Raw genomic sequence first — 14,008 nt, 5'->3', positions numbered from 1 at the left:
ATGAGAAAATATTTTTTAGCTACTGCGGCATTACTTAGCTCGCATTGTTTTGCAGCAGCATCTTCTGTAAATTTTGAAGGAAACTACGACTGCCACGGTAATGAAATTGGTAGCAATGCTCCTTTTAAATGTCAGATGAATGTCAAAAAAACAGGCGACACCTATGCATCAACAGCCAGCTGTAGTGATGGAAACTCTTACAGTGGAACAGGCATTTACGACGCGAACACACAACGTTTATCCACGGGTTTTGTTAATCCTAAAAAAGCAGAAGAAACAGGTGTTTCAGTGAGCGAAATTAAGACCGATGGCAGTATTACCACCGTTTGGACCTATTTGAACAGTACCTCAACTGGACGTACAATCTGCACCAAGCAGCAACTTTCTGAGACACCCAATTAGTTTGATATTTGTTTAAAAGATTAGATTTTCAAAAAGATAGCCTTATTATGCATTTGATTTTTGACTTTGATGGAACCTTGATTGCTAGCTTTCAAGCTCTTCTTAAAAAATTTAATCTTTTAGCTGATCAATTTGAAACTTGAGATATTGATGCGGCAAAAGCCGCAAACATAGGCTCTATTGCTGTAACTTGGGGCTTTAATTCAGCACAAATTCTTGCGAAACAAAATCCAAATTACTTAATAGGCAACCCTAAAATTTATTAGAAATTTTCACAACTTTAGGTACTAAACAAGCCAGTGAAGAAACTACTTTCTTGTAGAATATTCTTAGAATTAGGAATTATTAGGAACCCCGATCATTTCCTGCCCATCCTCCGTTTTTAAGCGCGTAAAAATTAATCCAATCAAGATAGTTAATATCCCCAAAGTAATAAAAGTTTGGTGAAAAATCTTAGTCGTCAACTGTTGATGCTCTGAAAATTCATAGGAGAAAAAACTTAGCATAATTGCTGAAATAGCCACACCAAAACTTTGGGCTAATTGCTGAATAGTCGCCATAATGCTCGCTGCTGCGCTCATATCATTATCATTGACATTCGCATAAGCAAGCGAATTCATGCCGGTGTATTGTAATGCGACCAAAAAACCATACATAAAAGTCAAAAAGCCAATTTCATAAATCGATGATTCCTCATTAATACTAGAGAAAGACCACAGAGAAAAACTTATTAAAATGGTATTGAAAATAAGTAACTTTCGATAGCCAAGACGACGTAGGATTGCCATAGAAAAAGGTTTAACGATGAAAACACCTAAGGCAACAGGAGCGAGCAGTGCTCCGGATAATTGAGGAGAAAAATGTAAGCCAATTTGTAATAACAAAGGTAATAGAAAAGGAATGCCGCCGAAACTCATCCGCACTAATAAATTACCTACAACAGAAATCCGAAACGTTCTTATCGCTAATAATTCAATTTTAACAATCGGATTCTCTTTTTTATGGGAATGCCAGCTATAACCAAGAAGAAGTAATATGGCGCCCAAAAAGATACAAAGCGATTGAGTAATCGAAATATGCGTTTCGCTAAACAAGGATAAACTTAGGGTTAAGGTTGCAAGCCCGCTACCAAAGAGAACAAATCCTATTTTATCAAGTGGAGGCACTTTGTAAGAAGGCATAAAAGGCAATAGCTTGATGGAGAGTAATAACGTTAAAATACCTGCCGGCGCATTAACCCAAAATATCCAACGCCAGGAAAAATAATGGGTAATCACACCACCGAGCAAGGGTCCAAGCATCATACCTAACGAGGCGACCATGACTACAATACTCATTTTGCTCACTAATTCATGTCGTTTGCAGGTGCGTAAAATAATTAATCGACCAATAGGTAAGGTTAATGAACCCCCTAAACCTTGTATGATTCGGGCTAGAATAAGTTCCCCCAAATTTTGTGTAAATCCACACCACACTGAGCTTAAAGTAAAAATTATAACAGCGATCATAAACATTTTTTTGATACCAAACTTATCAGCTATCCAACCACTGATAGGAATAAAAATCGCTAAGCTTAAAAGATAGCTAATCAGTGCCAATTTAAGATCGATAGGATTTACATCAAGACTTACAGCCATAACCGGAATAGCTGTGTTAATAATAGTGGTATCCACAGCTTCCATGAACATAGCAAACGAGACAATTAATAGGACAATATTCTGTTTCATAATTCGTAATTTATAGAAGGTAAGATTGAAAACTATAGAAAATTCATTGAATGAGATTCCTACACCAACCACTAGCTAACTCAGCTAATAATTTATTTATTTCTATGATTATCCTAGTATTTTTTTATTTACAAATATTGTATGCTGATTTTCTCTCCCCAAACTCAATAAGGATATACGATGAAATTAAAATTAGTGATGTCTTTACTATTAGGTACTGTTATTGCGTTACCTGCCTGTACACCACTTAGCAATACTACCACTGTTCCTGCAACTCCTCTAACTGCTGCGCAAGCTGACACTGATGCAAAGATTTTAGGTGCTGTAGCTACACTTGATCAAAATGAAATTGCTATGGCAACAGTCGCGCAAAGTAAAGCCACTAACATGGCTGTTAGACGATTCGCAGACTGGATGTATAAACAACATAGTCAAAATTTACAAGAAATTCAAAGTCTAAGCCAACGAATGGGTGTAATGCCTAAGAATGGCCCAGTAGCTATAAAACTACAACACCAGGGCAAGAGAGTGTTAACTGCTCTAAGACACGCCAATGGAATGACGTTTGATAGAGTGTATATGTCAGCAATGGTGAAAAGTCATGCCGAGGCAGTCGCTTTACTCAACGGCTTAATCAAAGTAACGGCTAACCCAATGCTTGTTAAACAGTTGGAAGTTACTCGTAGTCATGTTATGGCGCATCTCCAAAAAGCTCAAGCAGTTCAAAAAGAAATGGGACTCGCATAATCGATTATCAATTTCTACAAAAAGATAGAAGGGCCCTCCCTTCTATCTTTCTTATAAAGCCCCACTCAATTCATAAAGCTTCCATTCTGGATGTATTTTAACCGCATCTCTATTGATCAATTTGACTAAAAACGATTCAAGAACTATGCTTTATTTCAACTTAGCATAAGGAGAGTGCCATGCAACCTGAACTATTAAAGAATATGAAAGACTCGCTTCATCGAATGCAAGGTCCAGTTCCTGAATTAATGGAACTGAATATGAAAACGATAAAGAACCTATCTTTTATTAAACCGGAAGAGTGGTCTAGTTTAAGAAATCCTCAAGACCTATTTGATAAAAGCCTTAAAATGTTGGTTCATAACGGGCATAAAATGCTGGAATATTTTCAAGAAGCAACAGAAATATTAGAAAAAAATTGGCTTTCAAACTCCGACCAGGCGATGAAAAGCATCAAACAAGGGATGGATCAGTCCAAAGAGGCAATGAGTAAAACCATGCGATCAGCCAATCACGCAGCCTCCAAACTAAAAGGAAAGCAAAATGAACATTGGAAAAGAACACACTGATGATTTTCTTGGTAAAACAAAGAAATTGGGCAGTCATCTTTATGCCGAAGGGAAGGATGCACTGGATGAATTTGGAGATCAGGTAATAGATAAGACTCATAAGATGGCTCATAAAATCCATGATGAGCCAATTCCTAGCTTGCTTATCGCAATAGGAGTTGGAGTTATTTTATCTGGTTTACTTTTATCCAAACTTTCAAAACGTTAGTTTATGCAAACTTTCATAATTTCTAGGTTGGGCTCAAGCCTGAGGTATCGTCAGTTTTTTTTTGAACAAAAATAGGTGTTGCTCCAATCAGTAGCTTGATCCGTTCGGGCTGAGTCCTTCAAGAGCCTCAGGATGCTCGGGTGCGCATAGCGCTGTCTCGAAGCCTTTTGGTGCAAAGCACCTTCGAGTGCCTCAGGACAGGCCCTTCGAGAGCCTCAGGACAAGGCCTTCGAGACGTCGCTGACGCTCCTCCTCAGGCTGAACGGTTCAGTAAAACACTGGATTTGCCTCTAAATATTATTCAAAAAAAGCGACGATACCTCAGGGCTCTAGCCCAACCTTTCCTCAACTATCAGCATCTCAGTATTTCTTAAGTTTTAACTATCCTTAATCACGCAGTATAAGATCAAGAACCCAATGTATAATGTTTTTTATAGTAAGGTTTTATGGATTTAATAAAATATAATCTTATTTTGAATATGTTTTCTATAAAGAAGTACTTATCTGTATAATTGAATTAGCATAAAAACTGAGTTAGTTTAATTTACAACTATAAGAGCATAACTTCCTTTCTATATTAAATGAGAAAACTATTCTTAAGCATTTTTTTATTTTCTTTTACTGCAATCGTTTTTGGGAAAGCCCTTATTGATAGGGATGTCCTAGAAAGTATTAAGAAAACAGAAAAATTGAAACTCAAAGAAGCCTCAGCTCCTACGCTGTCGCTTATCATTTTTTTGCATTCCTTTTCAGAAAAAAAAGCCTTCTTAGATGAACTGAGCGAGCTTCCAGAAGTACAAATTCAAGAGTTAGGATTTATGCCTGCAGTGGCAATTACAATTCCTGCTGAGATGAAAATTTTAAGTAAAATTGCTAACTACGAAGCACCTGCGCAGGTTTCCTCAATTAAAGGAGGCACGAAAGAGTTAGAAATTTCCACGCAAGCATTAAAATTATCCCCTTCCTCATTTTATCCTGATGTAAAGAATTGGTGGGCTCATGGTTACACCGGTAGCAAGGGAGTGATTGGCTTAATCGATGATGGTGTGGATCCTAATCATCCTGCACTGGCTAATAAAAAGTTAGTTGTACACGTGGAGAGAGATCCGCAGAATCGTGATTTTTATAACGGCGTTCGGACTGCGCATGGCACGGGTGTAGCTTGTATTTATGCAAGTACAGATAAGGTCTATCGCGGTGTTGCTTATGGCGTTTCCACGATTGTTTCAGGCTTATCGGGCGAAGAAACAGCCGATCCTGAAAATATTATGATGACATTGACTACACTTGATTGGATGTTGGGATCTGCTGAGATAAAACCCACGATTATTAACTACAGTATGGGAAATGGTAATCTCGCTTGTCCTTTTTGCCCGGAATGGAGCGGGCTTGCGAAAGTTATCGATTACGTCGTTAATCATGGAAAAATCTTATGGGTTAAATCAGCTGGAAATGCAGGTTACATAGCACCTACTCTAATGAGTTCTTTTGCTTCTACGCTGACAGTTCCTGGGGATAATTACAATGCTCTGACTGTAGCTAATATGAATACCCTAGTGACAGAAAATGGTCTAACCTATAAAACTGCCGATCGCTCTAAACATACTATTCGCTCAACAAGCAGCCGCGGACCTACCCCCTCAGGCAGACGCAAGCCCGATCTCACTGCACCCGGGCACGACACAAGAACTTGTGCCCCCGACCCTCAAGTCTATAGTCTGCATTATTCACCTGCGATGGACTACCGCGATGGTTATCGCTTAATGGGAGGCACTAGCGCTGCTGCTCCTCATGTCGGTGCATCCGCTTTATTGCTCCAGGATGCAGGAATCCACAATCCAATGGCCATTAAAGCATTGCTTATTAATAGTGCTGATGCTTGGACAGATAGTGGAAACCCAGATCCTTCCAATAAGAACTTTCCAAATGGTCATTTTCAAGTCATGGGCTCTGAATGGAACCGAACCTATGGCTGGGGTTATCTTAATATGGAAAACGCGTTTGAGCAGCGTCATGATTTGATTGAAAGCCAATTGACTCTCGAACACCCCAATCAAGAATATCAAACCATTTTAGACATTGGTGATAAGATAACCTTAGTTCATGAGCGTCGTGTAGGGTATTTTCAAGATAATACCGAATGGAAACTAACTCATCTTTCTCTTGAGCTCATCGACATAGATACCAAAAGACTTATTGCTCTTGATGATAGTCCAATCGATACCGTTCATCAGGTGGCAAACTGCAGTCGCGCTTATGGTCAAAAAACTTGTTCAACGGAGAATAAAACCATTCGCGCATTGGTACGAGTCAAATTATTAAGCCCTGCAATTGATGGAAGCGATGAAGAACCTTTTGTTCTCGTGTTAAAAAGGCAAAATAAAACTGAACTTGCTCCAGTTGACAAGTAAAATGGTTACGCCACGGGGGATCCACCTGAGAGTAGGCTAAGTGGGGCCAACCTATATTTGATTAATATCTATTTTGTATCAATCTGTAATGTGGATTATGAAGTGTGGGATTATTTTCCAACTTCATTTTTCTCTTTTCTTCCAGGGTAGGTACAGTAAGTAATGGAGCCGGATCTTCCAAGGCCTCCTTCAAGCTAATAAATTTATATCCATTTCGTTGATACAGCTCCAAAACATCTTTTAATAGATAGCTATTTATTAGATTGGCATGAAGCAATAGTATTTGCCTTGTTCCATGTCCTTCCTCTTGTGCTCTTTTTTCTGCTTGCAAAGTTTGCTGCCAAATAAAAATTAAATAGAAAGGCTCGATTCCTTTAATATATTTTTCGCGCAAATGAAGTGGAACTTTATAAATTAAGGCATTGAAATCATAATCTCGGCTATTGATGGTGACAGGCGCAATAAGATAATTGTGCTCATTAAGGTAAGCACTGACTTTTTCCCGGGTAGCCGGACTACCTTCGGCGAGATAGGGATAACGAAAATATTTAGGCTCTGAAATAACTGGTGCCAGGATTTTGTCAGCGCGATCAATATCCGCAATGTATTTCTCGGCGCTTATTTCATTGAGATTATAGTGTGAATAAGTATGATTACCGAGTGTGAGGCCAGCGTGGCGAAATTGATCTAAAAAAACCCACTGTCCTTTTGCAATAGACCCAGCAATCACAAAACCGGTGGCAGGAACTTTATACAGTGTGAATGCTTCTACAATACGGGCAAAACGCTCCATGGCAAGAAGTTGATCATTCATTGTATTCATTTTTGAAGCCACAAGCGGTAGATCGTCAATAGTAATTGCAATTTCACGCCCCTGTGCTAGGCACAGGGAGGACATTAAAGAGGCCCAAATGAATAATAATTTAATCATCGATAATCCATTACCTTGATTTTAACTACTCATTCTCATTTGGTTTAATTGTAGTGAAAAAAAACAATAATGCACAAAATTAAGTCATTTTTTTATCATTTGCCCTGGGATTCTTTTACTTAAACTATAAATAAAGTTAGTGCCAGATATTTATTAGCTTTGTTTTTGAACATAATATAACATTAATGTTCATGATGTATCATTAATATTAAGGCAAAAAACAATGTTATGAACTATGCCAAATAATGTAGTCAGCTTTTTCTTTTTAGGTACAGCCTGTCATAGAAGCTGTTATCAAGATGCTTTAACTCATTTTTATAATAAAGTATCAGAGGAAAAAACACCTGCTCGATTATTCGATGGTGTAGGTTCAGTGGCTGCGAATGCAGAAGAAGGGGAAAAGAACCCTACTCCAGGATTATACTTTTATAATCCAGAAACCGATCAAAAAATCCTGATAGCAGGAAAAACACTCCAAAAAGTTAGAGATCTCATGCATCAGATGCAAGGCTGCCTTGCAGGTGAAGGCATGGATGAATTATTGTTAGAGGCCATTCTTTACATTGAACATTACATAAATAAAAATGGCAACGCTCCTGAGGCCATTAATTTACATGGTTATAGTCGTGGTGCTGATACATGCATGAGGCTTGCTCATCTATTATACAGCATGTATCCCGATGTCAATGTGAATATGTTTCTAATCGAGCATGTTGCAGGACCCGGACGATCCGAAGATCCAAGCTCTTATACTATCCCACCTAATGTCGCAAAATTTGAATCGGCAACCATGTTACATGAATACAAACCTGGCTTTGACCCTCAGGATAGAGATAGATATGTCGTTTCTAATGCTCGAAAAACCCAAATGTCGACAAAAGTTTATCCAGGTTGGCATGGTAAGGCCATGTATCTAACAGAAGATGAAAATACAAACCATGTACCCCGATTACTGCATGATGATTTTTTTCGATTCACCAAAGAAACAGGCAGTTTACCAGCCGATGCGCCAGTGCCTAATTACAAGGTCATGCATAGCTGGACAGATTACACCGAATGTGAGGCAAAGGTGCTAACTGATAAAGAACGTTTTACAGAATATGTTGAAATGCAAAAGCACTGGTGGTTTTACTCTAAAGGTACTGAGCTCAATGTAAGACGAGTTTTAATTGAGCATAGAAAATATGTCCAAAATTTAGAACTATTTGTTAATCAAGAGCATTGGGAGTTATTTGAAAAACTCTACCCCAACTTGTCTGATTGGTTTTTTAACAATAATTCCCAAAATAATGAAAACGATGAACTAGTAAAGTCCGAACTTGATAATTTAAAAACAAACTACCCGAAATTCTATCATGTATTTTGTAAAAGTTGTGGAATTAAAGACGACAAAATACCAGAACCTCGCAAGAAACTACTCTTTCCCTACCCAAGATTAGGAGAGACTTTAGTAAGCGATGATTTTAGTTTTCTACAACACTCTATCTTATCGATAATTAATTATCATGTTCATCATCGCAATGAAAATACGTTAGAAACGAGAGTGGTTATCAGTATATTACAGGAGGGGCTTAAACAAGCTAAAGCCAGTAACTCTCGAGAAACCGCAACTCAAATTTTACAGAAAGCGATTTCTTCTTCATCTACTTTCTTATCGCAGAGTGAGCCAAGAAGTTATATGGCGCGCCAATTAAGAAAATTAAGTGTTGGTCCTGAGCAATTTATTGATGAAGCAATGACTTTGTTTGGTGAAAACGCGCGTTACAATCGTTCTCTTCATACAACTCAAATAACTTATCTAAAGGAGATTTATGAGAAGCTCAAGGATTTAAAAAAGGATTCTAGTATCCCTACCTACGAAAAACTTAGACAAGCTAAAATAATCTTTAGAGAGATGCCATTAATATTAAAACAGTTAAAAAAGGACAACTATCCCGAGTATCAGCATACAAGATCACTCCATATACTTTCAAATCCTCCTTATACCTATAAGAAATTGATTTCCTCTATAAATCGCTTATCATCCCCTGGTTTTGGTGAATTGACCCTTGCTCAGACCATGGCCCAACGTTTCTCGGCCTATCAAAAAAGAACTGAATTTTGGAAATCTGTTCATAAAATTTTATCCACCGTTTGTCCTATTAAAATACCACCATTTTTCTCTACGGATTCAGAAATTTTAGCCAAAGAAATACAGGATAAGTTGGACAAATTAAACAAATATGGACTAGGAGATAATCTGACAGCTTTGTTAAATGTGCTTTCAGACGGAGAAAAAAAGTTACATGGCCTCTATAAAGAGACTGGTAATTTTATCAAAGAAGAGTTAGATAAGATAATCGAAACCTGTCGTGGGGAAATTTGGCCAGAGATAGATATCTCTCATGCAGAGGCCTTAAGAGCCTAGTGTGAATCAGTCAATTAATTTCGACGATTCCCTTAAATTTTAAGCCAAATTTGTTATTGATTATTACTATCTGCCTCAGTATAGTCCACTATACTTTATTTTGTGATCACTCTACGCTAAATGCTTCCAAAAACAAAAAAGCATCACAAATATATTTATCTTTATTCTCTTTATATCGGCCTAGATAGTTACAGGCTATCTTTTGCCATGATTAGGTACTGTTTTGACCTATTATTTACAAATAGCGAGATATCAGTCCATGAAATGCATGAATGGCTGAGTTCGCCCGCTGGTATAGCAATTGGAATAGTAACTGCTGCGAGTCTAATTAGTTTCGCACTACTAGCGACTCATTTTGACAAACAAGATAAAAACGCTTTAAAGCGCTTGATTACGACCCTATGGCCCTATCTCCGCGATTCCTTAAAAAGTTTACGCAATGCTTTACGCGGAGTAACTAGCACCCTCACATTAATTTTTTTACTTGATCTTGCCGACATTCGTCATCTTATTATGCCTCTAGGACTGTTGATAGGCATTTTATCAATACTGAACCGTATTTGGTTTCGTTACAAAACAAATCATCAAAATGAACTCCATGACAACAATAAAAACTTGCTAGCTGAAATCCGTAGTTTATCTGAATTATCTCTAGAAGAAATTGAACTCATCCGAAGCCAAATACAAAAGTCCTCGACTCAACTTAAAACGCTATCATTCCTCTCTTCTGTATTATGCGGTTTAATCGATGGTATTAATCCCTATATCGGTGTTTTAGCACTTGGAATGCTAACGCCACATGCCTTAACTTTTATCACCATTTTTTGTCTCGTTTATTTAATCGCTACACTAACCATCCGAATTTATGATGAAATTAATTTACAAAATAAATTAAAAATTTCGCAAAAAAAGATTGAGTTTGCTCTATTAGAAAAAGAAATTAATGGTTTAATAACTCGATTATCCGAGTTAGAACAGGAAATTTACCGGGAAGCTGACAATCCTTTATTATCAGATGAATACCTCAGGCTTTTATATTATTTAGATCATAAACTAAGAGAACAAGAAAAAGGTCTTGATAATTCTTTCCTGAAAAAAGATATTTTTATTTTCTGTCAAGGAGTCAAATCGGGTTTAAATATTTATAAATATATAATGCTGACAATTAGTTTCATTATCTTTTTATCCCCCCTAAAAATTCCTTCCGTCAAACCTATCAATCGCGCCATTATAGGCACAGTCGCCCTCACCGGAGGAATTATTTATTTTTTATCAACTTTGTCGGTAAAAATGCGAATAAACACAGAAAAAAAATCTGACCAATCTTGTGTTGATTCTAATGTAGGAAAAACAACAAATTACAATTCCACACACTGGAAAAAAACAAACTCAGAATTAAAACAATCAAATTTATTTTTTTCCTCACCACAAAAAAGTGAATGTATTCAGATCCCCACTTTAAAAGGAATCTATTGTAATTAAATAATAAGAGGAAAATCGATGTCCTGACCTATTAAGATATTGACTCGTTTGGACCAAGGCTTTCAACAACATCAATGTAAATACCAACCACGTATTTAGCAATTTCTCTTAGTATTTCTGGGTAATCATTAGTTAGCTGTTCGAATACCGTTCGCGATATTTCAAGCATAGCTGAGCTCTCATTCACTACTACCTCAAGCTGGCTCTTACGTCCAGAAAGCAAAACGAATAAACCAACAACATCATTTTCTTTTTCATAGCGCTCTATTTTTCCGTTATGAATAACAGCAACGCTGCCGCTTAAAATCATATAAATTTTGTCAGGATAATCGCCTATCTTAATTAGCTTTTCTCCTTTTGAAAATTCGACAAACTGACATTCTTCAGCAATGGACATAAGAAGTTCAGCAGGTATATGTGCGTAAATGGGAACTTTTCTTAACGCGAAAACTTTGTCGACTGTATCCATAGCTTTACCCTCAGAAGATTCATGATCCAAGATTTTTTTAGTCCAACAATCTAACTTCAATTGTGATGAACTTAGGTTACTGACTTGTAATTGATCCTCAATGGATGCAAAAAATTTTTTCGCTAAATTTCTATCATCAATCAACCAATCTATATACTCCAGAGCAATCTCATACTCAGTATTTTTTTCTTGTGATAAACTTTTCGCTTCAAGTTTAGGATAAATTTCCATTATTTTTTCCGGTTTAATCACTGCTACTAGATAATATATTAATTTTTTCTCAGCTAATTGCCGGCGAAATAAAAGCTCATTTTTTTTATCTGCATTTGTTTGCTGTTGCAAAAGAAAATTAAACGTATTTAACTCAGCAATAATCTCATCAATATGTGACAAAATATTCTTCTTAAATGGTTCCGATAGCTCGAATTTAGTCGCTCTTAATGCGATTTGCTTAGCTAGTTCTATTGAGAGTAAGAAGGGTGCCTTTGATATCAAACGACTCAGACTTTTTTCTGTAGTCAAGCTATTCAAATTACAAAGCACTCTAATTAAAGGTTTGTAACGGTGAACATTAATTTTTAAACTGGAGCGAAAAATTAAAGGAGCCACATCGATTTTGATTTTCAATAGAGATTGCATCGCATCATGACAAATGTTGGATTGACTTAATTTCTTAATTAATAGGTGGGCAATTCGCCTATCTTGCATATTGTGAGTCGCTTTAATTGCTTGTTTTGCTACTTTATAATTTTTATCATTGATGAGTTTCTCTAGTAAGTCCACTGGATTACCGACACTCACCTCACTCAAGGCTATCACTGCGAAGAATTTCTCATCCTCATCCTTTGAGTTGGTCATTTTTTCTAGAGTTTCTATCGCATCACGAACTTGAGAAAACTCACCATATTTAATTGCAGCAATAGTAGCAATTGCTTGATAGGCCGAATTAGAAGAGTGTAAGTATTCATCCAATTTTTCCATTATACTATGAGGAGATTTCTGGAAAATTAAATAGAGAAGTTGCCAGGTAGCTTCTGGATCTGTTTCTTTTTGTAATTGTTGGGTTAATTGAGCGAGATATAGTTTTTTAAAATCACTTGAGGCCTTATAAGCTTCGATACGTATTAATGGATCTGGATTGTCAAAAAGATTAAGTAGATTTTTGTCCATTCCTTTGTCTTTCGACCCTCTTAAAATGGACAAACCCAATTTAATTTTTATTGGATCTTCACTCTTTAACAAAGAGTTGACTTGACCTTTTAAAAAATGATAGTCATGTTCTTCCTCTAAGACAGGTAAATAAAAACTTTTCCCCTTGATACTCGCAAGCAAGGTTTCACCATAAAATTTCTTAATTTTACAAGACAATATAAGCATAATACTAAGCGCCAGTATCGCTAATATCATATAAGGATAAAATGCATAGCGATAAACAAAAAATAGCAAGATAAATGAAGCAACAATCCGAGCAAGGTTAACGGTAATGGCATTGATAAAGATTTGTCCTTTATTCTTTAAACCAAGAGGCAAGGCATTTAGCGCAACTTGACTTCCTAAAGATATAAAAACAGCGTAAGCAATCCAGATAATTTCATTGAATAAAGTAATGCTATATAGATTAGAATTAACGATTGTAGGTAAAAGAAAAATGAATATAATTACAGTTGAGAATATAAATAATGCAGAGATGCCAAATCCCTCCAAAATGCGTTTTGCATAATACTGAGAGAAGAACGCACCGAAGTTCAGGACAAGATAGAAAACCGTCATAAATTTAGTAATCTGTGTCATGTCAAATGCTTCGCTTAAACGAAACATCATTTGATAATTTGCAAATACCACAACGAGATTAAGTAGAGCTATAAAACCAGCTAGAATCAAGAACAAAGGATAAATCCGCAAGGATAAAGAATCAGTTCGGCTTTTCGAAGTCGTAGTCTGCTCCAACTTCACTTTTGTAATGGCCAAACAATTAACTATCATCAGGAACAAAGAAAAATAAATTAAAAAACCCTGCCCCCAGATATCAATTCCAAAATAAGAAAAAATACTGATACAACCACTACCAATGCTGTTTATTGCTAAAAATTTATTAGTAAACCTTTTAAAGAAACGAATATCAAAAGCAGACTCCGCAATATCCCAACTGTTTGCAGCGTAAATAGGTATTATACCAACAAATAAAAAGGTATAGATTAAAGATAATATTTTGGATGGCCACCAACTAAGAATTAAATATAATGCGGCGAGTATTATAGAAATAATCTGAGTCAAAAGTATGGGTTTTTTATCTGTCGTTTCGAGAATTGGGATTAAAATCCACATCACTAATACAGAAATAACTCCAGAAAATATAAAATAATAAGGCAAACTAGAACGAGGAAAATTACTTATATAAAGAGCTGTTGAATAAGAGCTTAGAAGCGCACCTATCGCAACTGACGTTAAAAGAATAACGGATACTAAGTAAAAATTAATCTTATCTTTATCATTCATTATCCTTACTCAATTTAGTAAAAAAACGAATTTTTCCGAGTTCTTAAGTTAATTTTGATTCTCATAGAACGAAAATCAAATCCTTTGAGATTTGAATATTGCTTTTAAATTATAGCTCAACTCAAAAAGAAAGAGAGCTCGCTTTAACTGACTACAGAA

10 protein-coding genes are annotated in these 14,008 nt (G+C 36.3%); 7 read left to right on the top strand and 3 right to left on the bottom strand.

The annotated features are described in order from the left end of the window. On the top strand, positions 1–402 hold the full coding sequence (locus Ldro_RS05625) for a hypothetical protein (RefSeq protein WP_058495428.1): 402 nt from the start codon (positions 1–3) through the stop codon (positions 400–402). Positions 403–737: 335 nt separating this feature from the next. Here Ldro_RS05625 and Ldro_RS05620 read toward each other — a convergent pair whose 3' ends face one another. After that, entirely contained in the window at positions 738–2,129 is a 1,392-nt protein-coding gene (locus Ldro_RS05620; RefSeq protein WP_058496072.1) for a DHA2 family efflux MFS transporter permease subunit, read from the bottom strand. 180 nt (positions 2,130–2,309) lie between these two features. On the opposite strand from Ldro_RS05620, the gene Ldro_RS05615 reads away from it, so the two are divergent. The 4 genes from Ldro_RS05615 (at position 2,310) to Ldro_RS05600 (ending at position 6,064) form a co-directional block, all read left to right on the top strand. Further along, positions 2,310–2,876, top strand: a complete 567-nt coding sequence (locus Ldro_RS05615; protein WP_058495427.1) for a DUF4142 domain-containing protein — start codon at positions 2,310–2,312, stop codon at positions 2,874–2,876. Between the two features lie 179 nt (positions 2,877–3,055). Beyond that, complete coding sequence (locus tag Ldro_RS05610) at positions 3,056–3,445, top strand: hypothetical protein (protein ID WP_058495426.1); 390 nt, start codon at positions 3,056–3,058, stop codon at positions 3,443–3,445. Beyond that, entirely contained in the window at positions 3,420–3,653 is a 234-nt protein-coding gene (locus Ldro_RS05605) for a hypothetical protein (RefSeq protein WP_058495425.1), read from the top strand. Before Ldro_RS05610 ends, Ldro_RS05605 begins: the two co-directional genes overlap by 26 nt. A gap of 581 nt (positions 3,654–4,234) precedes the next feature. After that, positions 4,235–6,064, top strand: coding sequence for a S8 family peptidase (locus Ldro_RS05600; protein WP_058495424.1), 1,830 nt, complete (start codon positions 4,235–4,237; stop codon positions 6,062–6,064). Between the two features lie 61 nt (positions 6,065–6,125). Here the strand turns inward: Ldro_RS05600 and Ldro_RS05595 are convergent, their stop codons facing one another. Then, positions 6,126–6,995 (bottom strand): polysaccharide deacetylase family protein, encoded by an 870-nt coding sequence (locus Ldro_RS05595; RefSeq protein ID WP_058495423.1) that lies wholly within the window; start codon positions 6,993–6,995, stop codon positions 6,126–6,128. A gap of 235 nt (positions 6,996–7,230) precedes the next feature. Here Ldro_RS05595 and Ldro_RS05590 point away from each other — a divergent pair, with 235 nt between their 5' ends. Beyond that, the gene (locus Ldro_RS05590) at positions 7,231–9,402 is read left to right on the top strand and encodes a DUF5621 domain-containing protein (RefSeq protein WP_058495422.1); all 2,172 of its coding nucleotides are present in this window, start codon (positions 7,231–7,233) and stop codon (positions 9,400–9,402) included. Positions 9,403–9,609: 207 nt separating this feature from the next. Next, on the top strand, positions 9,610–10,884 hold the full coding sequence (locus tag Ldro_RS05585; RefSeq protein ID WP_131764342.1) for a hypothetical protein: 1,275 nt from the start codon (positions 9,610–9,612) through the stop codon (positions 10,882–10,884). Positions 10,885–10,915: 31 nt separating this feature from the next. Here the strand turns inward: Ldro_RS05585 and Ldro_RS05580 are convergent, their stop codons facing one another. Then, on the bottom strand, positions 10,916–13,849 hold the full coding sequence (locus tag Ldro_RS05580) for a cyclic nucleotide-binding domain-containing protein (protein ID WP_058495420.1): 2,934 nt from the start codon (positions 13,847–13,849) through the stop codon (positions 10,916–10,918). Positions 13,850–14,008: the final 159 nt, after the last annotated feature.

The organism is Legionella drozanskii LLAP-1 (genome assembly GCF_001467585.1).
Taxonomy (GTDB): Bacteria; Pseudomonadota; Gammaproteobacteria; order Legionellales; family Legionellaceae; genus Tatlockia; species Tatlockia drozanskii.
This window is presented reverse-complemented; position numbering and strand designations above follow the sequence as displayed.

What these genes read in the sequence shown, in the direction of transcription:
- Ldro_RS05585 (WP_131764342.1), top strand. Translation starts at nt 9,610, where the DNA reads ATGATTAGGTACTGTTTTGACCTATTATTTACAAATAGCGAGATATCA.
- Ldro_RS05625 (WP_058495428.1), top strand. Translation starts at nt 1, where the DNA reads ATGAGAAAATATTTTTTAGCTACTGCGGCATTACTTAGCTCGCATTGT.
- Ldro_RS05590 (WP_058495422.1), top strand. Translation starts at nt 7,231, where the DNA reads ATGCCAAATAATGTAGTCAGCTTTTTCTTTTTAGGTACAGCCTGTCAT.
- Ldro_RS05620 (WP_058496072.1), bottom strand. Translation starts at nt 2,129, where the DNA reads ATGAAACAGAATATTGTCCTATTAATTGTCTCGTTTGCTATGTTCATG.
- Ldro_RS05600 (WP_058495424.1), top strand. Translation starts at nt 4,235, where the DNA reads ATGAGAAAACTATTCTTAAGCATTTTTTTATTTTCTTTTACTGCAATC.
- Ldro_RS05615 (WP_058495427.1), top strand. Translation starts at nt 2,310, where the DNA reads ATGAAATTAAAATTAGTGATGTCTTTACTATTAGGTACTGTTATTGCG.
- Ldro_RS05610 (WP_058495426.1), top strand. Translation starts at nt 3,056, where the DNA reads ATGCAACCTGAACTATTAAAGAATATGAAAGACTCGCTTCATCGAATG.
- Ldro_RS05580 (WP_058495420.1), bottom strand. Translation starts at nt 13,849, where the DNA reads ATGAATGATAAAGATAAGATTAATTTTTACTTAGTATCCGTTATTCTT.
- Ldro_RS05595 (WP_058495423.1), bottom strand. Translation starts at nt 6,995, where the DNA reads ATGATTAAATTATTATTCATTTGGGCCTCTTTAATGTCCTCCCTGTGC.
- Ldro_RS05605 (WP_058495425.1), top strand. Translation starts at nt 3,420, where the DNA reads ATGAACATTGGAAAAGAACACACTGATGATTTTCTTGGTAAAACAAAG.